This is a genomic window from Microcoleus sp. B6-A1, assembly GCF_036705085.1.
Taxonomy (GTDB): domain Bacteria; phylum Cyanobacteriota; class Cyanobacteriia; order Cyanobacteriales; family Microcoleaceae; genus Microcoleus.
This window is the reverse complement of sequence record NZ_JAUBTU010000079.1, coordinates 1-19,226: the sequence shown is the minus strand read 5'-3', so window position 1 is coordinate 19,226 and position 19,226 is coordinate 1. Positions and strand designations below refer to the sequence as shown.

Annotated in this window: 14 protein-coding genes; 7 read left to right on the top strand and 7 right to left on the bottom strand. The window is 45.3% G+C overall.

The genetic code is table 11. The features are described from left to right. Positions 1–224 precede the first annotated feature (224 nt). On the top strand, positions 225–986 hold the full coding sequence (locus QUB11_RS23915) for a nucleotidyltransferase domain-containing protein (protein ID WP_333206395.1): 762 nt from the start codon (positions 225–227) through the stop codon (positions 984–986). A gap of 184 nt (positions 987–1,170) precedes the next feature. On the opposite strand, the gene QUB11_RS23910 is transcribed toward QUB11_RS23915, so the two are convergent. The 3 genes from QUB11_RS23910 to cobJ all read right to left on the bottom strand — a co-directional run bounded on the left by QUB11_RS23910 (position 1,171) and on the right by cobJ (position 5,791). Beyond that, complete coding sequence (locus QUB11_RS23910) at positions 1,171–1,956, bottom strand: hypothetical protein (protein ID WP_333206396.1); 786 nt, start codon at positions 1,954–1,956, stop codon at positions 1,171–1,173. A gap of 748 nt (positions 1,957–2,704) precedes the next feature. After that, positions 2,705–3,490, bottom strand: a complete 786-nt coding sequence (locus QUB11_RS23905; protein WP_333206397.1) for a hypothetical protein — start codon at positions 3,488–3,490, stop codon at positions 2,705–2,707. Positions 3,491–4,015: 525 nt separating this feature from the next. Then, entirely contained in the window at positions 4,016–5,791 is a 1,776-nt protein-coding gene (cobJ, locus tag QUB11_RS23900) for a precorrin-3B C(17)-methyltransferase (protein WP_333206401.1), read from the bottom strand. A 218-nt stretch (positions 5,792–6,009) separates the two neighbouring features. Between cobJ and QUB11_RS23895 the strand changes: the two genes are divergently transcribed. After that, on the top strand, positions 6,010–9,933 hold the full coding sequence (locus QUB11_RS23895) for a cobaltochelatase subunit CobN (protein ID WP_333206403.1): 3,924 nt from the start codon (positions 6,010–6,012) through the stop codon (positions 9,931–9,933). A 220-nt stretch (positions 9,934–10,153) separates the two neighbouring features. On the opposite strand, the gene QUB11_RS23890 is transcribed toward QUB11_RS23895, so the two are convergent. Further along, positions 10,154–10,768 carry a COP23 domain-containing protein gene (locus QUB11_RS23890; RefSeq protein ID WP_333257522.1) on the bottom strand — a complete coding sequence of 205 codons (615 nt, stop codon included), beginning with the start codon at positions 10,766–10,768 and terminating at the stop codon, positions 10,154–10,156. 370 nt (positions 10,769–11,138) lie between these two features. Here QUB11_RS23890 and QUB11_RS23885 point away from each other — a divergent pair, with 370 nt between their 5' ends. From QUB11_RS23885 to QUB11_RS23870, 4 genes are all read left to right on the top strand, one after another. Next, the gene (locus tag QUB11_RS23885; RefSeq protein WP_333206406.1) at positions 11,139–12,824 is read left to right on the top strand and encodes an NAD-binding protein; all 1,686 of its coding nucleotides are present in this window, start codon (positions 11,139–11,141) and stop codon (positions 12,822–12,824) included. A 169-nt stretch (positions 12,825–12,993) separates the two neighbouring features. Then, positions 12,994–14,886 (top strand): N-acetylmuramoyl-L-alanine amidase, encoded by a 1,893-nt coding sequence (locus tag QUB11_RS23880; protein WP_333206407.1) that lies wholly within the window; start codon positions 12,994–12,996, stop codon positions 14,884–14,886. A gap of 81 nt (positions 14,887–14,967) precedes the next feature. Next, positions 14,968–15,363 carry an SH3 domain-containing protein gene (locus QUB11_RS23875; protein ID WP_333055776.1) on the top strand — a complete coding sequence of 132 codons (396 nt, stop codon included), beginning with the start codon at positions 14,968–14,970 and terminating at the stop codon, positions 15,361–15,363. A 152-nt stretch (positions 15,364–15,515) separates the two neighbouring features. Then, positions 15,516–15,686 carry a hypothetical protein gene (locus tag QUB11_RS23870; RefSeq protein ID WP_333206408.1) on the top strand — a complete coding sequence of 57 codons (171 nt, stop codon included), beginning with the start codon at positions 15,516–15,518 and terminating at the stop codon, positions 15,684–15,686. Positions 15,687–15,706: 20 nt separating this feature from the next. Here the strand turns inward: QUB11_RS23870 and QUB11_RS23865 are convergent, their stop codons facing one another. Both QUB11_RS23865 and QUB11_RS23860 read right to left on the bottom strand, forming a co-directional pair. Further along, entirely contained in the window at positions 15,707–16,267 is a 561-nt protein-coding gene (locus QUB11_RS23865) for a Uma2 family endonuclease (RefSeq protein WP_333206409.1), read from the bottom strand. A gap of 78 nt (positions 16,268–16,345) precedes the next feature. Continuing rightward, on the bottom strand, positions 16,346–17,323 hold the full coding sequence (locus tag QUB11_RS23860) for a hypothetical protein (RefSeq protein ID WP_333206411.1): 978 nt from the start codon (positions 17,321–17,323) through the stop codon (positions 16,346–16,348). 170 nt (positions 17,324–17,493) lie between these two features. On the opposite strand from QUB11_RS23860, the gene QUB11_RS23855 reads away from it, so the two are divergent. Next, on the top strand, positions 17,494–18,723 hold the full coding sequence (locus QUB11_RS23855; protein WP_333206412.1) for a CapA family protein: 1,230 nt from the start codon (positions 17,494–17,496) through the stop codon (positions 18,721–18,723). A gap of 108 nt (positions 18,724–18,831) precedes the next feature. On the opposite strand, the gene QUB11_RS23850 is transcribed toward QUB11_RS23855, so the two are convergent. Continuing rightward, positions 18,832–18,954: a hypothetical protein gene (locus QUB11_RS23850; protein WP_333150278.1), complete on the bottom strand. Its 123-nt coding sequence runs from the start codon at positions 18,952–18,954 to the stop codon at positions 18,832–18,834. Positions 18,955–19,226 lie beyond the last annotated feature (272 nt).

Below are 19,226 nucleotides of genomic sequence, written 5' to 3'. Positions count from 1 at the left end.
GACAGAATACATCTCGAATCTCGCCCCAATTATCTCCGTTCAACCTTATCCGCTGCTGTTTGCGACTGTCAGCGGTTGGCACTTATACGAGTTTCCTTCGGCTAAAAGGGGCGGGTTTACGAGATCGTTAATTTGAGACATATATGGTTGGTAAAACCCGCCCCTACAGGTATTTGCGATTGTTTAACCGGAATTGAAATTAGCATTGATAAAATGTTGAAAAAATGACAGAATACATCTCGAATCTCGCCCCAATTATCTCCGTTCAACCTTATCCGCTGCTGTTTGCGACTGTCAGCGGTTCGCACTTATACGGCTTTCCTTCCGCAGATTCTGACTTCGACTTGCGGGGAGTACACATCTTACCGCTACCGAAAGTAATTGGACTGATTTCTGCAGAAGAAACAATCGAAGTTTCGGAAGTTCGGGAGGGAATGCAACTCGATTTAGTAACTCACGACATCAAGAAATTTTTTGAGTTGCTGTTGAAGCGCAACGGCTACGTGCTAGAACAACTGTATTCGCCACTAATAGTTTACACTACAAAGGAACACGAGGAATTAAAGGATCTCGCCTCAAACTGCATCACCAAGCACCACAGCCACCACTATCTCGGTTTTGCTCAAACTCAATGGAAATTGTTTGAGAAAGAACGCCCGCGTCGGGTTAAGCCGCTTCTGTACGTTTACCGGGTGTTGCTGGCTGGGATTCACTTGATGCAAACGGGGGAAGTTGAGGCGAATTTGGTGAAGCTTAATGATAAGTTCCAGTTGTCGTATATTCCTGATTTGATTGAGCGCAAGCTGGCTGGGGAGGAAAAATCTGTGCTGGAAGATACAGATATAGAATTTTATCAGCAAGAGCGCGATCGGCTACTTAATATATTAGAAGATGCAAGTTTTACAAGTCATTTGCCATCAAATCCTAATGCAAAGGTTGCTCTTAGCGATTTTCTGGTAAAGGTGAGGATGTCATCTGTAAACTAAGCTGTTCTAGGCCTAATTAGTCGTTTGGTGCAACAAGCACCCTACATATTAGTCGTTTGGTGTGCCGAAAATCGCAGAACCTCCAGCCCAGGACGCATCAGTACCAAAAAAACCGGGTTTTTTATCGACATTAAACACCCGAATGGAGTATTTTCATCGTCGCTCAAACCCGGTTTCAAGTGATTTATCTTAATAGATTTGTGTTGGCTGCTTCGCTAAGGGCAGGTAAGCCGATATTTTGATCATCGGTAACTGGTTGGTTTTTTCCGGGTATGTAAATATTCCAACTTACGCCGCCTAAATATGTCTTGATATATGAAGTCAAGGCGTGGATAAATACAACGATGCCCAGCATTTCTAATGACTCTTCAATGTTCACTACTATTTTGTAGGATAGCCCCCACTCTCCCATTGTAGAAGATATGTATCCCCCGACCATTTCCATCCCGATTGCTCCTCCAATATAAAGAGCGCAGGCTGCAACAAACAATTTTTTTGTAGAAACAGGAAGGTGCAACACAAACTTACTGTAGGAGAATAGAAATATCACTACCAGAAAACCGAACGGCACAATCCAAGTAAAGTAAAAAACTCCTGTGGCATTTAGCAGACCTCGCAGCGGGTCAATCAACTTTTCGTGTAAACTCCCAGCTTCATCTAAAGATAGAAATAAAAATATGAATGATAAAATTTTCCAGTGCTTCTTGTAGTAATCGCTATCCAAATTTTTCGCATAGGCGATCACACCCAGCAAGAGAGAACTAAACAGTAATGCCAAACATGAGTATAAGGTTGGAATGTTCTTCTCGGCATCAAGGTTGAAGGCTTTTGTAAAGAAATCTGCCAACTTGGCATTTGGCAAGAAGTACAGACTCATCTGACTTAAGACAGAGAGTAAAGCTAGAGAGGTCACCACTCGAATCAAAAATTGGGTTACAGCCCCAGGAGTTAAAGGAATTTGAAATTTCATGTTTTTTTAGCCGTTATATTAAGCTTAGTTTAAGAAAAGCCTATCAAAAGACAAAAACAATTCGATCTACCTAAAGATAGAGAAGACTCCGGCCGCATATCACTTTTGCAGCCAAGCTAGAAATTGGACTTGGGAGCCAAGAGCCAGGAGCCAGAAGGAAAGAGGAAGAAGTAAGGAGCCAGAAGTAAGGAGCCAGAAGAAGTGTTTTTACAAATATCAGATGCTCCCGAATACTCCTCCGGGTGGATGTTAGATTTTTATAACCGTAAGGTTATCGTAGGATTAAGGAATTTAGCAGACCTCGATCGCCCTTAATTTTATTCTGAATATATAATAATAAAATATTTACTGAGAAGTAAATTACAGCAGATTCCATGTATACAGCATATTTTATGTAGATGTAGATCGCGATCAACCGGGTTTCGAGCAACAGAATCAGTAATGATGCGAGAACTCTAAAGAAACCAGGTTTTGCGCGGTGTACTTCATAAACCTGGAATACGCTGTATATAGCAATCCTTGCATGAGTCATAAACTTTTTACCCCACCCCAATCCTCTCCTTATCAAGGGGAGGGAGTAAGAAATTCACAAATGATGCGAGAATTGCTATATTAGTCGTTTTGTGCGCCGCAGATCACAGAACCTCCAGTCCAGGACGCATCAATAGTAAAAAAACCAGGTTTTTTCTCCTGGTTAAATGCCATAATGCAGTATTTTCGTCGTCCATTAAACCCTGTTTTAAGTGATTCACCTTAATAGATTTGTGTTGGCTGCTTCGCGAAGGGCAGGTAAGCCGATATTTTGATGATCTGTAACTTGTGTATTTTTGCCTGGTATGTAAATATTCCAACTTACCCCGCCTAAATATGTCTTGATATATGAAATCAAGCCGTGGATAAATACAACGATACCCAGCATTTCTAATGACTCTTCAAGGGTTGCTACTATCAGGTAGGGTAGACTCTCCATTCCCGTGGTAGAAAATAGGTATCCCCCGATCATTTCTATCCCGATTGCTCCTCCAATGTAAAGAGCGCAGGCTGTAACAAATAATTTTCTTGTGGCAACAGGAAGGTGCAACACAAACTTACTGTAGGATAATAGAAATATCACTACAAGAAAACCAAACGGCACAATCCAAGTAAAGTAAAGAAATCCTGATTCATTTAGCAGGCTTCGCATCGGATTTATAAACTTTTCGTGCAATTGACCAGCTTCGTCTAAGGATAAATATAGAAATATGAATGATAAAATTTTCCAGTGATTCTTGTAGCGATCGCTATCCAAATTTTTCGCATAGGCGATCACACCTAGCAAGAGAGAACTAAACAGCAATGCCAAAAATGAGTAGAAGGTTGGAAGGTTCCGCTCGGCATCAACGTTAAATACCTTTGCCAAATACTCTCTCAACGGGTATTCCGGCCCGAAGTACAGACTCATCTGACTTAAGAAAGAGAGTAAAGCTAGACAGGTCACCACTCGAATCAAAAATTTCGTTACAGCCCCAGGAGCTAAAGGAATTTGGAATTTCATGTTTTTTTAACAGTTTTCTTAAGCTTTGTTTAAGCGAATTTTATCAAAAGAAAAAACTAATTCGGTCTACCCCAAGACAGAGAAGACTCTTCCGGCTGAAAGCCCTCTTTTTGTAACCGTAGGATGATTGTAGGATTAAGGAATTGAGCAGACATCGATCGCCCTTGATTTTATCCTGGCTATATAATAATAAAATTATTTACGGAGAAGTAAATTCTATCTCTCCCAAAATGAAGCGGAAACCTTTACTATGGTTGAGTCGAGTTCTAAATTCGATCGATGTCTGCCAGAAAAACTCGGCTTCAGGAAGCCGAGCTCCCTCAGTACCGAGGATGTCTATAATCAAAGGCCATCACTCATTAATCGAGAGTGACAACTATGAGATGACATAACAGGCCGATCGCGATCGAGTGATGCGCCATTATTTGTTAACCTAGACTCCCCCCAGCGATATCAAAATATCTCCTTGTCAAAGTCAATTAGCTTTCAGTCAATTGCTGATTTCCGAAGTTTTTGCTGGTTTACTTATTTTTCATACCTGCGCGGCGTGTAAACCCAAACATCTCCATATTTGCGGGGAATAATCCGAGTTTGACTCGAACCGACAATCACTAAAGTTCTCATGTCAGCATCTTGCGGCTGGAATTCACCGAGGGTGCAAACGCGCACAGATTGACCTGGCCGGCCGAGGTTTCGCCCTAGTATGACGGGGGTTTTAGGATCGCGACTTTGCAACAAAATTTCGATCGCCCTTGCGAGTTGCCAAATCCGCTGTTTCGAGATGGGATTGTAAAATGCGATCGCGAAATCTGCGATCGCAGCGGCCGCAATCCGCTGTTCTATGACCTCCCAAGGCTTGAGAATATCCGAAAGCGAAATCACGCAAAAATCGTGTCCGAGGGGTGCTCCGATCGCAGCAGCGGCCGCCTGCATGGCTGAAATGCCCGGTGCCACCCGAATATCGATGCCTTGCCATTCGGGTTTGGCATCAAAGTCGATCGCCTCAAACACCGCTGCAGCCATCGCAAAAATACCCGGATCTCCCGACGAAACGACGGCTACAGATTTGCCGGATGCTGCTAAATCTAGGGCAAAACGGGCGCGATCGATCTCTTCGCGGTTGTCGGAATCGTGCCGATTTTGCCCTTCCCGCAGGGTTCCAGCTAAGTCGAGATAGAACTTGTAACCCACCCAATCCGTGGCTTCGCGCAGAATTTCCTTAACTTCCGGGGACATCCAGGGCGCGCCTCCGGGGCCGGTACCGACGATCGCCAGTTTGCCGCGGCTAATTCCGATCGCCCTAGCATCAAAGGGTTGGGCGGCCAGGGCGATCGCGCAATTCAGTGCGTTTGGGCGATCGGACTCGATTAAGTGACTGTTGGCACCGGCTGCTGTCAGGGCAATTTGTGCGGCCTTATTTTCGATTAATTCAATTGAGTCTAATTCGACAAGTTCGGAGAGATCAAAAAAGCGGACGGGGACTTTAAAATATTGTGAAACTGCTTCAAGTGCCGGATTTCCCATCTCATCTTTTAATGCAAAAAATCCCGCAACGGAAGCTGCTGCTAAACCTGCATTTTCCAAGACTTGCTGCACTAATGAAATCGCTATTTCCGGCTCAATATTCGATAGCTTTGTGAGTGCAACTGCCAGAATTTGCGGATGGTAAACTAAACAATCGGGCGTTGGCGCAATTGCTTTTTCGGTGACGCGAATAGTCAATTTTGCGTCGGGGGCGATCCTCTTCGAGGGCTTCGCTAACGGCAAATTGCTCTCGGAAAGCCAGCTTGCAGCCCCTTCTAGGCGTACTTTTTCCCCTGCGAGCAAATTTGAAATAAAAGTCTTCGCGTCCTCTGGATTCGCTAAATAATAGCCTTGGGGAGGACTCAGCAGCGCGGTGCGAAACCGGATATCTCCGGTGGTAGTAATTGCAGGCTGTACGCCGAGGGCTGCTGCAATCTCTCTGGCCAAATCATTAACGCCGTGCAAACCGCCCAGCAGGGGTACGACAGCGCTTCCGTCTTCTGCGACGGCTAAAACTGGCGGTTCGGCGCGTTTGTCTGACAGCAGGGGGGCGAGGGTACGGATGATTATTCCGGCGGCGCAGATGCCGATGATTGGGGTTTCTGTGGCAAATAATTCCCGCAATGTTTCGCCGAAGTTGCTAAAGTTGATGTCTGTGTTGGAAGTGCGATCGATTAAACCGTAAATCTGGGAACCGGGGAAATGTGCGGAGATTTTTTTGGCGATCGGCTGGCTGTTTTGACCTAAGATAACTATTGCGGGAGGAACTCGAACCATTTTAGATTTTAGATTTTAGATTTTAGATTTTATGAGAGTTGCGACGGAAATTAGGAATTGATAATTGATAATTGGTAATGTAGGGGCGGGTTCGCCAAGGTCTGCAATACAACACCAGAAATCTACTAAACCCGCCCCACCCCCACCGAGGATGCTATCTAATATAATATAACCTAATTAAACCAGGCTACAATCAATAAATATTTCGAGGTTTGGCTGTGAAACGCATTGTCTTAATTGCAGGGTTTGAATCTTTTAATGCTGATTTGTACCGCAAAGCTGCTGAGTTGGCTGTTTCTGGGTGTCAGGGATTGGAAGTGCGGGTTTTTAGCGATCGCGCCCTCGTAGACGAACCCGACGCTGTAGCAGCCGCCCTCTCGAATGCTGATGTGTTTTTCGGGAGTTTGCTGTTTGATTACGATGCGGTAATGTGGCTGCGGGAAAGGGTGCAGAATATTCCGATTCGCCTGGTTTTTGAGTCGGCTTTGGAATTGATGAGTCTTACTCAAATTGGCGCTTTTAAAATTGGCGACAAACCGAAGGGAATGCCGAAGCCTGTTAAGTTTATTCTCGATAAGTTCAGCAATGGGCGAGAAGAAGATAAGCTGGCTGGTTATATCAGTTTTTTGAAGGTGGGGCCGAAGTTATTAAAATATGTGCCGGTGCAAAAAGTGCAAGATTTGCGAAACTGGCTAATTATTTATGGTTACTGGAATGCGGGCGGGGCGGATAATGTTGTCTCGATGTTTTGGATTATTGCCGAAAAGTATTTGGGGCTGAAGGTTGCAGAAATTCCGCCGCCTGTGGAAACTCCCAATATGGGTTTATTGCATCCCGATTATAATGGTTATTTTGAATCGCCTCGGCAATATTTGGATTGGTATCTCGGTAATCAAATGAGTAGAAGCGGGCAAGATGCCCGTTCCACAAAAGAGGCTAGACATATTGATAGAAAGGGTTATAACGGGCAAGATGCCCGTTCCACAAAATTTGAGACTAATTTGTCTGAAAATTTAGACCGGGTTTCTAACGGGCAAGATGCCCGTTCCACAAAATTTGAGACCAATTGGTCTCAAAAAGTGGAGGGAGGAAAATCCCCTGTTGTGGGCATCTTGCTTTACCGCAAACACGTTATCACCAAGCAGCCTTATATTCCTCAATTAATTCGCTATTTTGAAGCGGCGGGAATTGTGCCTTTGCCGATTTTTATCAATGGCGTTGAAGGCCATGTGGCGGTGCGGGATTGGATGACGACTGCTGATGAAACTGCGCGGCGAAAACAAGGCAATATTGAAACTCTTTCGCTTTCTAAAGATGCTGTGGAAGTTGATGCGATTGTTTCTACTATTGGCTTTCCTTTGGTTGGCGGGCCTGCTGGTTCGATGGAGGGTGGAAGGCAGGTGGAAGTTGCTAAGCGCATTTTAACTGCTAAAAATGTACCTTATTTTGTGTCCGCACCTCTGCTGATTCAGGATATCCATTCTTGGACTCGTCAGGGGATTGGGGGTTTGCAAAGTGTGGTATTGTATGCTTTGCCTGAGTTGGATGGCGCGATCGATCCTGTTCCCCTGGGCGGTTTGGTGGGTGAAGATATTTATCTGGTTCCCGATCGCGCGAAACGCCTGACAAGTAGAATTAACAATTGGGTGAAACTACGTCAAACTCCGCCCTCTGAAAGGAAAATTGCGATTATTCTCTACGGGTTTCCTCCAGGTTACGGTGCGGCGGGTACGGCTGCTTTATTAAATGTACCGAAATCGCTGCTAAATTTCCTGCACAAACTTCAAGCAGCAGGTTATACAGTTGGAGAAATCCCGGCTGACGGTGAGGAGTTAATTCGCAGGGTGAAAGAGGCGGATGAAGCTACCTGTGACGGGCAAGATGCCCGTACCACAAAAGAGACTGTTAATGTCAAAACTTTAGAAAAATGGCTGGGCTATCTGTTAACAAGTCGTATCGAAAAACAGTGGAAATCTCTGACTGGTACGGGCATTAAGACAGACGGCGACGAGTTCCAAATCGGTGGCATTCAACTGGGCAATGTTTGGATAGGTTTGCAGCCGCCGCTGGGAATTTCGGGCGATCCGATGCGCTTAATGTTCGATCGCGATTTGACACCTCACCCTCAATACGCTGCTTTTTACAAGTGGCTGCAAAATGATTATCAAGCTGATGCTGTGGTTCACTTCGGAATGCACGGCACTGTTGAATGGTTGCCGGGATCTCCTCTGGGAAATACTGGCTATTCTTGGTCGGATATTCTGTTGGGAAGTTTGCCGAATCTTTATATCTATGCTGCCAACAATCCCTCGGAATCGATGTTGGCAAAACGGCGCGGTTACGGTGTTTTGATTTCTCACAACGTGCCGCCCTACGGCCGTGCTGGCTTGTACAAGGAATTGATGGCTTTGCGGGATTTGATTGCGGAATATCGGGAAGATACGGCAAAGAATTATGTGCTGAAAGAGGCTATTTGTAAGAAAATTTTAGATAGCGGTTTGGAGGCTGATTGTCCGTTTGAGGATGCTCGAAAATTGGGGATTGCTTTTAGTTTTGAGAATGTGGGAATGTTCAGTGCTGATGCTTTTAACCGCTATTTGGTGAAGCTTTATGAGTATTTGCAGGTGGTGGAATGTCGCTTGTTTTCTTCTGGTTTGCACGTTCTGGGGGAACCGCCTAATTCTGAGGAAATGACCTCTTATCTTGAGGCTTATTTTGGGGATAGGTTATCACAGGAACAGGTGCGTGAACTGGTTTTTGAAGAAAATGAACCACAGAGGCGCAGAGGGCGCAGAGAGGAAGAGAAAGAGGGGTTTGATGGGGTTTTTGAGGAGGGTTTGTTGGTGCGGGATTTGTTGTGGCAAACGACGGATGAGTTGACTAATCTTTTGCGGGGTTTGAATGGGGAATATATTCTGCCTGCACCGGGTGGGGATTTGTTGCGGGATGGGGCTGGGGTGTTGCCAACTGGCAGGAATATTCACGCTTTAGATCCTTATCGGATGCCTTCTCCGGCTGCTTATGAAAGGGGGCGCGAAATTGCTCGAAAAATTATTGAGAAGCACCTTGAGGAACAGGGTAAATATCCTGAGACTGTGGCGGTGATGTTGTGGGGTTTGGATGCGATTAAGACTCGCGGGGAGTCTATTGGAATTCTGCTAGAATTGGTGGGGGCTGAACCTCTAAAAGAAGGTACTGGCCGCATTGTTCGCTATGAATTAAAACCGTTAGCTGATGTCGGTCATCCCCGGATTGATGTGTTGGGAAATCTTTCGGGGATTTTCCGTGATAGCTTTGTGAATATTATTGAATTGTTGGATGATTTGTTCGTGCGGGCGGCGGATGCTGATGAACCGGAATCGGAGAATTTTATTCGCAAACACGCTTTAATTTTGCAGGCAAAAGGTGTGCATAATTATTCGGCGAGGTTGTTTTCTAATCCGGCTGGGGATTTTGGTTCTTTGGTTAACGATAGGGTTGTTGATGGTAGTTGGGAATCGGGGGATGAGTTGGGGAAAACTTGGGAAAGTCGCAATGTTTTTAGTTACGGCAGGAAGGATAAGGGGGAAGCGAGGCCGGAGGTTTTGACTCAGTTGTTGCAAGGGTGCGATCGCATAATTCAAGAGATTGATTCTGTTGAATACGGTTTGACTGATATTCAAGAGTATTATGCGAATACTGGCGGTTTGAAGAAAGCGGCAGAAAAGCAGCGCGGCAAAAAGGTTAACACGAGTTTTGTAGAAAGTTTTTCTCAGGATACAACGCCTCGCAATTTAGAAGATTTGCTGCGTTTGGAATATCGAACTAAGTTGCTAAATCCTAAGTGGGCTAACGCTATGGTCAATCAAGGTTCTGGCGGCGCTTATGAAATTTCGCAGCGGATGACGGCGTTAATTGGTTGGGGCGGAACGGCTGATTTTACTGATAGTTGGGTGTACGATCAGGCGGCTGATACTTATGCTTTGGATGAAGAGATGGCGCGGAAGTTGCGGGAGGCAAATCCTGAAGCTTTTCGCAATATTGTAGGGCGAATGTTGGAGGCTAACGGGCGCGGTTTTTGGGTGCCGGATGCGGATAAATTACAGCAATTGCGAGAGTTGTACGAGTTGACAGATGAGAAGATTGAAGGGGTGACAGTGTAGTTTTTTTAGTCTAAATGTTTAGGGGCGGGCTAGAAGCCCAACCCCTACTCCCCACAATAGTTTCAAAATTTGTCAGGTGCAAGCATTGGAATTAATATTACCCACAGCCAGGACACGGCACTGCCGTTTCCCTAGCATTAATCGCGGTAGGGACACGGCACTGCCGTGTCCTCTATGTCATGTCTGAATGCAACCGGGAACGATATTAGAGGCGCGGCTATTAAATACCCCGATCGCCCTGCGGTTTTGCTACAGGAACTGACGGTTTATTGTTGGGAGAATTAAAAGCTCGATCGACCATATCTCCAAAGGGAACAAACTGCGGTGCAGACGATTGAGCTCCGGTTCTGAACGTTGTAACTGGCCCGCTGCCGTCTTGGGCAAAATTAATCAATCTCGTTAAAGCATCACCGGGATTTTTAGCATTGCGCTTGTCTAAGGTGAACAGCAGATTTTGAGAGTTGCAGCGCCCCTGTCCGTTCACATAACAAACTACGGGCAAATTATTAACAATTCCTGTTGTTAACTGCAAGCTGCTCAGTCTTCCGCCATTCTGGGCAACAGCTTTGGTCAATCTATTGGAAACAATTTGACAGCGCTGCCAAGGTGTATATTCGCGGCCGAACTCGGTAGATTTCCACAGAATCATTGGATCAGTCGTGACATTTCCGCGCCGCGCAATTGTGACAAAATTCCGACCGGAAGTAACGCACTGAAATGTTGTTCTAGTGGTATTCCAAGAGTTGCTGGCTGGAGCTGCTTGCACTTGGCTTGCAAAGGCGACAGTACCGGCGAAAACTAAAGCGGATGCTAATAAGGGTGCAGTCAATTTCATAATAACTCCTGCCGCTAAGGCAGCTAAATTTATGTAGGAAGTCATAGTTGTAGGGACAGGGCAGTGTCCTGTCCCTGCCTATTCACATTCCGCTGGTTGGCTGTCGCACCCGGATATTTTTCAAATATTAAATCAGGTTAGTTGCACCTCATGTCTGTAGGTACATGGCAGTGTGGTGTGTTTATTTCAACACTGGGAAAGGTGGCTTTAGGAACACGGCACAGCCCTTTCTTTGTTTCCAACACTTTGAGACTGTGGCACAAGTTTCCTAGATAGTCTTTTTAGCTACATTCTGTAAAGCCAGGAGAGTCAACAATGGTAAGTAAAACTACAAAGCACAGCTCCGAAATCGGCTGGCAAATAACTTTTTATGAAACCTCGAATCATTGTTTGCGGGTTGGGCCACACGGGACACAAGATTTTTTGTTTGTTGAGACAGCAAGGAGCGATTGTGGTTGGTATTAGCGATCGCCCAATTCGCGGCGAAACTTCTGATGTGGTTGTCGGCAATTTGCAAGCAGCTTCTACCTTGTTGGCGGCGGGCATTCAAAACGCTCACACTTTAGTAATTGCAGGAGACGATGATGCTGTGAATTTGGCAATTTTGATGCAAGCGAGGATTCTCAATCCTCAGATTCGCATCATCAACAGATTGTTCAATACTAGCTTGGGCGACAGGATTGACCACACTTTGCCCGATCACACTTCCATGAGCGTTTCATCATTGGCGGCTCCGGTTTTTGCTTTTGCCGCTCTCGGAAGTCAGGCGATCGGGCAGTTGCGTTTGTTCGATCGCACTTGGCCGATTCACGAAGAATATATCGATGAAACACATCCTTGGAAAAATCGAAAACTCAGCGATTTGTGGGACGATCGCTCGCGAATGTTGATTTATTATCTGCCCGCTGCTAACAAAACTGATTTAGTATCGGCGGTGCTTGCCGATCGGCAGTGTCAACAGGGCGATCGGCTAATTGTTGCCACTCAGCCGACTCTCCACAGCCCCCAAAAAACTTTAACTCAAAAACTGCTCAAAACATTAACTAGGCTGCACAGATTTCAGCAGCACAGCCAAGCAGCAGTAATTGTTGTACTGACGCTGCTGGCAATGATTGCCGTTGCTACCGCCACCTATATTTGTGTTGACGAGCATATCTCAATTGTTGATTCTCTGTATTTTTCAGTAGGGATGATTACCGGAGCCGGAGGCTATGAAAAAGTGGCCGAACAAGCTCCTGAAAGCATTAAACTATTTACAGTTATCATGATGTTAGTTGGAGCGGGCATCATCGGCATCTGCTACGCACTCCTCAACGATTACGTATTGGGAACTCGCTTTACCGAATATTGGGATGTGGCGCGAGTTCCGCAGCGCCATCATTACATTATTTGCGGACTCGGAGGAATAGGTATCCAAATTGCTAAAGAACTGCACACTAACGGTTACGATATTGTGGCGATCGAGCAAGATCCGAACTGCCGGTTTCTGAACACGGCTCGCTCAATGAAAATTCCGGTCATTCAGGGAAGTGCTAGTTTGCCGGCAACTCTGGAAGCTGCTAATGTTAAGCAAGCGGCCGCACTTTTGGCGGTAACTAGCAGCGATATGTCTAATGTCGAAATTGCCTTGAGCGCTAAAGGATTGGCCCCAAAACTATCAGTTATTGTTCGCAACCAAGATCCACATTTTGCTTTAATGGTGCAGCAAGTTTTTGAGTTTGAAGGAGTTTTGAACCCGACGGAATTGGCGGCTCCTGCTTTCGCGGCGGCGGCGATTGGAGGCAGAATTTTGGGCAACGGAATGACTGCTGATAGTCTATGGGTTTGCTTGGCCACATTGATTACGCCAAACCATCCTTTCTGTGGCCACCGTATTCAAGATGCTGCTAAGTCTGCGGATTTTGTGCCTCTGTATGCCGAAACTAAGGGTCAAACTATTCACGGCTGGGATTTGCTGAATTGTTGTCTGAGTGCGGGGGATGTTTTGTATTTGACGATGCCTGCGAATCGGTTGGAGCAACTGTGGAGAACGACCTCTGAACTAATTAAAACTTAATGGTTTGACGCGGGAATTTATATTGCCGATCGCTCAATTGCAACTACAAACCTGATAAAATGGGCCCTGTATAGTAAATAGGACTTACGGCTAATGCTCAGAAATCCGGTTTCTTAGGCCAAGTTCTAGTATGAATAACCAACAGAGTCTCAATTAGTTACGGTTTAGAATGAGAAAATTTTTAGCATTATGTGTGTTTGGGCTGATAATGGCGATCGCCTCTGTAGCTGTGGCGGCTCAACCTTTGTTCGTCTCTTATCCTCCAGCCAACCACAAAACTACAGCCGATCGCATCTTTTTAATCGGCACAGCGCCGGCAACGGGACAAGTGTTAGTAAATGGCAACCAAATTTCTCGCACCGCATCCGGGCATTTCGCCCCGACATTTCCGCTGCAACTCGGCGAAAATCTCTTTACCTTGCGTTACGACAATCAGGAAGTCAAAATTAAGGTGACGCGCGAGTCGAATCAGCCGGAAGCCCCTGTAGGATTGGCTTTTGCTAAAGATTCCCTGACGCCGAAAGTCGATGTCGCGAGTTTGCCGGGGGAATATATTTGCTTTGGGGCGATCGCACCTGCGAATGCTCAAGTTTCGGTAAAATTGGCGGGAGTTACTATTCCTTTAAAAGCGCGATCGCAAGTCGAACTACCCGACAACGCATCTGTACTGTTAGACGCAAATTCCCCCATCAAAAAAGGCGGCAGCCAACAGTATCAAGGCTGCGGTAAAACCCCCCCTAACCCCCCCTTAGTAAGGGGGGGCAATGAGTCTAATCCCCCCTTGCTAAGGGGGGGCAATGAGTCTAATCCCGCCTTGGCAATGGGGGGCAATGAGTCTAACTCCTCGGTACTAAAAGGAGAAAAAATTGATTTAGGAGTACCTGTATTTGAGCTAACAATGAACGATAAAACTATCAGCCAGCAGGGTACTGGCAAGATTTCTATTCTTTCTCCTGCTGACTTAGAAATAGCAGAAGTAACGGCCGATCCGGGTGTTGCCCGAACCGGGGCGAGTACAGATTTTTCTCGGATGACACCGCTGCCGAAGGGAACGCGAGCAACAATTATCGGGCGCGAAGGAGAATGGCTCAGACTCGATTACGGTGCTTGGATTAAAGCATCGGAAGTGCGAATTGTCAAGGATACAGTGCCTCCGCGATCGATTATTCGCAGCGCCAGCTCGCGTCAAGTTTCCGGCTGGACAGAGGTGTTATTTCCCTTAGAAACACCCGTCCCAGTCACCGTGCAGGAAGGAGAACGCACTTTCACTTTAACCCTGTACAATACTACCGCTCAAACTGATATTATTCGCCTCTCGGATGACCCAGTAATTTCACGTTTAGAATGGCAACAAATCGCGCCACTGCAAGTACAATATACTTTTAATCTCAAATCTGCCCAGCAGTGGGGCTATAAATTGAGATACGAGGGCACAACTTTAGTGCTGTCTTTAAAAAACCCGCCGACGAATACAAGCATGATACCTGTCTCGCAAGCAAAACCGCTGTCGGGAATTAAGATTCTCATCGATCCGGGACACGGCGGGCCGGAAGATGGAGGTGCTGTGAGCCCAGTGGGAATTAGGGAAAAAACAGTAGCTTTAACGGTGTCGAAATTGGTGCAAGAGGAATTGGTAAATCGGGGCGCGAATGTGCTAATGACGCGGGTAGAAGATGTCGATTTGGATTTGCCGCCAAGGGTGGAAATGATTCAAAAAGAAGAACCTGCGATCGCAATTTCAATTCACTACAATGCTTTGCCGGATAACGGCGACGCGATTAAGACTAAAGGCGTCGGCGCTTTCTGGTTTCACCCGCAAGCGCACAGTTTGGCAATGTTTTTGCACAATTATTTAGTTGCCAAGTTGAACCGTCCGAGCTATGGTGTATTCTGGAACAACTTAGCCATGACTCGTCCTGCCGTTGCTCCATCTGTTTTAATGGAATTGGGATTTATGATCAATCCCGAAGAGTTTGAATGGATTGTGAATCCGACAGAACAGAAGAAGTTAGCCGAGGCGATCGCCCAAGGTGTTACCGAATGGTTTGCCTCTGTCAAATAACAGTTAGTAGTAAGGACTGAAGCCCTTCTCAAAAAAATTATAGTCAGGACTTCAGTTCAGCCAATCCAAGGAAATGAAATAATGCTAATTTTCACTCAATCAAAAGCCTTTTTTATTGCAGCCGTAGTTGCAAGTTTTAGCTTCTCACTTTACAGTTTTCCTGTTTTCGGCAAGCAGCAAAGTCTGGCTCCCGCAAAAGCAGAAGCTTTAAAAAAGCAAACTCAATGCTCGTTTATTACTGGTGAAGGTGGCGCTATTAACATTCGCAAAGGCCCAGGCAATCAGTACCCAGTTGTTGCTAAATTGAAAAGGGGAGACGGAGTTAGGGCTGTCAGCAGACAAGGTAAGTGGGTGAAAATTGCGGCCCGATTTTCGGGTAATCCTCCTAATGAAACTTTGACAATCCTTGACGGTTGGGTGAGCAATCAATTTATTAATGGCTGTTCCGAAGACCAATTTGACAGGTGGCGGAAATAGGGAATTTCGTAGGGGCGGGTTTTACAGACAATATATGTAGGGGCGGGTTTTACAGACAATATATAACGAGTACAAACAATCTATATAAACCCGCCCCCACACCACCAATAACCTACATGAACCTTGATTTCGATCGCAGTAGAAAAACATAGATGGGGATTTACCGTTGGGTGGGGGCGGGTTTACTATATTGTCGATTATTAACAATTATTGTCGGTGAAACCCGCCCCTACGTTCGGCGGTTGAAACCGCAACTACACTTGCCTTGCCTCGGCGCAACGCGAGACTTTAAAAAAGGAGATTTAAAACCGGATGTCATGTAAAAAAAGTCGATCGCCCTGATTCATTGTTGCATTCTCAACCAGCTAAACACCTGTTCGGCGGTGATATTCAGGGGAATCATTTCGGGCACAGGAAGGACATCGCTACCTTCGCAGAATTGCGGTTGTTGGTTGGGCAAAAACGCTAGAATAGATCGATCGTCTGGATCGATTAGCCATCCCAACTGACAATTATGTTGAAGACAGTGAATAATTTTTTTAGTTACGCGATTTGAGCTTTGTTGTGGCGAGAGAATTTCGATCGCCCAATACGGCGCAATTAGCACATCATCCAATGGTTCACCGCTCTCATCAAATTGAATTTGTTCCCACAATAGTACCGCTATATCTGGAACAATCGATCGACCGCCAAAGGTGCACCGCAACTCTGGAAAAGCATAAGCTATCTTGGGAGTTTGCGTCACCTGATTAATTTCGTTGCAGGTTATTAATTGCAATAGGCTGTGCTTTGTTTTCGGCATAGGTTTTTGGAGAATCTCCCCCTCAATATATTCGCTGGCAGGTTTAGTTTCTGGCAGTTTTAGAAATTGTTCAAGAGTAAGGCGCTCAGTTGCGATCGTCATAAATAAATTCCTCAATGCTACCTATCTTCAGTGTAATCCAAAAAATATTTATCTTGCATAAAAATGGTGTAATATCGCCTAATTTTGCAGAACAATCTGCTGTTTAAACTCAAACAAATTAGGATTAGTAGGGTCATAAAAAGCCCGCAACCAATGCACGTTTGGAGAACCAAAAGTTTCAACTCTCGTAAAATTTTTCATTCTCGGTAATTGAGTTTCATCGGTAAAATATGGTAAAGGTTTATCGATGCGGAAATAGTGAGTATCGCCGTGGACGAATACAACCTGCCCTGGGAAATTGCCTGTTTCTGTTTCCAGAGTTGCGATAAAATCGTTGTAGCCACTTCTTCTTTTGTCCGTCGGATCGAATTCAAATCCCGGATTTGCCTGTGCAACTAACACAATTCCTTTGCTATTGCTGCGTTTAGCTAAAGCAAAACATTCTTTGATCCAGGCTAAGTTAGCCCAATTGCGATCGGCATATTCTGCATCTGCTTCGGGAGTGCGACCAAAATTGTTGTTGCTTCCCGGCATATTAATCGCGAAAAACACAACTCCATGATAAATCCAGCGAACATTTTCGCGGAATTTAGCAAACTGCGGGTTTTCGCTTTGACGGGTGAGAATTAAGGTGCGCTTTCCCAAACTTTGATTACCGTTGCTAAATATTTCCCGCAGTTTAGCGAGTCTTTCTACTGGATCGTAACTGCCGTTTTTTGAACGGTGGCAATCCGTCCATTCATTATCGCCATAGGCAAGAATAAACGGTATCTCAAAATTGTCAAATAACTGCTTACGGCTGACAAAAGTTGCATCATCGCAGACACTAGAACCGTTTTTAATGTCGCCGTCGTGGACTACAAACGCTGCGGGCGATCGATTGATATCTGCAATCAAACTCGGAAATTGTGCTTCCTGTTCGGCACTGTAGGGCAAATCGCCAATCAAAGCAAATTCAAAAGGTTTATCTGCCGAACTTTCAGCATAGCTCAAAGTACCTAAACCGATAACCGATGCCAAAATTATAAATCCAATAATCAAATATTTTTTAAACATTCCTTCTCCAGTAGCCAGCAAACCATCGATATCCTAACAAAACTTGCGAACATCTCTGTTTTCTTCTTTTCCTCTGTGTTCTCTGTGCTCTCTGTGGTTCAAAAAAAAAACCTGCCTAAATTGCGATTATTAATGATACCATAAACACGATAAATTACTATAGATAAATTATGAAATTTCCCCCGACGCTCTCGGTAATAGCTGCATTTTTAATGGCTAGCTGCAATATCCAACCCCAAAAAATCAACCAGCAAACCAACACACAGCCTACAGAAAGTCGTAGCTTGCGGGGCGGGACGCCATCGCCAATAGCAGCCCCTGTTCCCGCCCAACCCAAGTCTGAGATCAAAGAAGCAAAACTAATTGCTGTCGGTGACATTATGATGCACAGTACCCAAACGCGATCGGGCTACGACGCAAAAAAGAAAACATACAATTTTGACACTTTCTTCGCACCAGTTAAAAGTATCCTGTCAACAGGCGATTGGGTGATCGGAAATCTCGAAACACCTTTAGCGGGCTCCGATGCGGGCGGATATACGGGATATCCGCTATTTAACGCACCGGCTCAATTAGCTGATGCGGCTAAAAAAGCTGGATTTAATATCTTGACAACTGCAAACAATCATGCTTTAGACCGTGGAGAAAAAGGCGTAATTAGGACGATCGCCAATCTGAGCGATCGCAAAATTGCCTCAACAGGAACAGCCACATCTACCGCCGAGGCTTCACGCACTTTAATCAGCACCAAAAACAACATTTCATTAGCCAAGCTAGCCTACACCTACGGCACAAACGGCATTCCCATACCCAAAGGCAAAAATTACTTAGTTTCCCTAATCGACGAAAAAAAGATAGTCAAAGACATTGCCAAAGCCCGCAAACAAGGAGCAGATATTATCGCAATTTCCCTGCATTTTGGGGACGAATATCAGCGACAGCCAAACACCCAACAAAAACAATTAGTTGAAAACCTATTAAAAGCCGGTGCAGACATCATTCTCGGCAGCCATCCCCACGTCGTCCAACCTTACAAAATTTTTAACTTTCCCGGCAAAAATGGCAAAAGCCGCAAAGCTGTAGCCATTTATTCAATGGGAAACTTCATTTCCGGTCAGAATAAAAAATATACAGACTTAGGCGTGATTTTGCAAGTAAATATTCGCAAAAAATTTCCCGAAAAAACCACAGAAATTACCGATGTAAAAACACATCCTACTTGGGTACACCGCTATACTCAGAACAATAAAACTAACTATCGCGTTTTGCCCTTAGAAACAACAGTCAGCCAGAAAAAAGATGCACTGCTAGCAACTTCACAGTATCCTGTTTTAGCAAAATATTTGCAGGATATGAACAATCATCTTAACTCTTTGAATACTCAGCAGAAATCAGAGTAATTGGTAATTGCGCTTCTGCTCCCTCTTCCTTCGCGTCCTACCCTACCCTTCACCGAACCCCTGCGGGGAACGGGAACGGCTTCGCCGAACGCGTCTTCGCGGTTCAATTCAATTCAGCTGCTGAATTAGCCAATAAATCGCCCCTTCAAAATCAGCAACCTGCTCAACAGCGGGAATCTGCTGGCGCTGCACCATCACAACCGGAATTCCCAGTTCCCTAGCCGCAGCAATTTTAGCATAAGTAGCATTGCCACCGCTGTTTTTGCTAACAATTGTATCAATTTGATATTCTAATAGTCATTGCCGCTCGTCTTCCAATCAAAAAGGCTCCTTGCTAATAACAATTTACCGTTAGGAACAGGAGTATTTAGTGCAGGAGGATCGATCGCCCGCCTCAAAAACCAAATAGTCACTGATGTAGGGTGCGTCAATCGATTTTAGATTTTAGATTTTAGATTTTAGAGGCGACCCCACGGATAAATGCTCTTTCTTGAGGATTTTCG

What these genes read in the sequence shown, in the direction of transcription:
- QUB11_RS23915 (WP_333206395.1), top strand. Translation starts at nt 225, where the DNA reads ATGACAGAATACATCTCGAATCTCGCCCCAATTATCTCCGTTCAACCT.
- QUB11_RS23905 (WP_333206397.1), bottom strand. Translation starts at nt 3,490, where the DNA reads ATGAAATTCCAAATTCCTTTAGCTCCTGGGGCTGTAACGAAATTTTTG.
- QUB11_RS23880 (WP_333206407.1), top strand. Translation starts at nt 12,994, where the DNA reads ATGAGAAAATTTTTAGCATTATGTGTGTTTGGGCTGATAATGGCGATC.
- QUB11_RS23910 (WP_333206396.1), bottom strand. Translation starts at nt 1,956, where the DNA reads ATGAAATTTCAAATTCCTTTAACTCCTGGGGCTGTAACCCAATTTTTG.
- QUB11_RS23855 (WP_333206412.1), top strand. Translation starts at nt 17,494, where the DNA reads ATGAAATTTCCCCCGACGCTCTCGGTAATAGCTGCATTTTTAATGGCT.
- cobJ (WP_333206401.1), bottom strand. Translation starts at nt 5,791, where the DNA reads ATGGTTCGAGTTCCTCCCGCAATAGTTATCTTAGGTCAAAACAGCCAG.
- QUB11_RS23875 (WP_333055776.1), top strand. Translation starts at nt 14,968, where the DNA reads ATGCTAATTTTCACTCAATCAAAAGCCTTTTTTATTGCAGCCGTAGTT.
- QUB11_RS23885 (WP_333206406.1), top strand. Translation starts at nt 11,139, where the DNA reads ATGAAACCTCGAATCATTGTTTGCGGGTTGGGCCACACGGGACACAAG.
- QUB11_RS23860 (WP_333206411.1), bottom strand. Translation starts at nt 17,323, where the DNA reads ATGTTTAAAAAATATTTGATTATTGGATTTATAATTTTGGCATCGGTT.
- QUB11_RS23870 (WP_333206408.1), top strand. Translation starts at nt 15,516, where the DNA reads ATGGGGATTTACCGTTGGGTGGGGGCGGGTTTACTATATTGTCGATTA.
- QUB11_RS23890 (WP_333257522.1), bottom strand. Translation starts at nt 10,768, where the DNA reads ATGAAATTGACTGCACCCTTATTAGCATCCGCTTTAGTTTTCGCCGGT.
- QUB11_RS23865 (WP_333206409.1), bottom strand. Translation starts at nt 16,267, where the DNA reads ATGACGATCGCAACTGAGCGCCTTACTCTTGAACAATTTCTAAAACTG.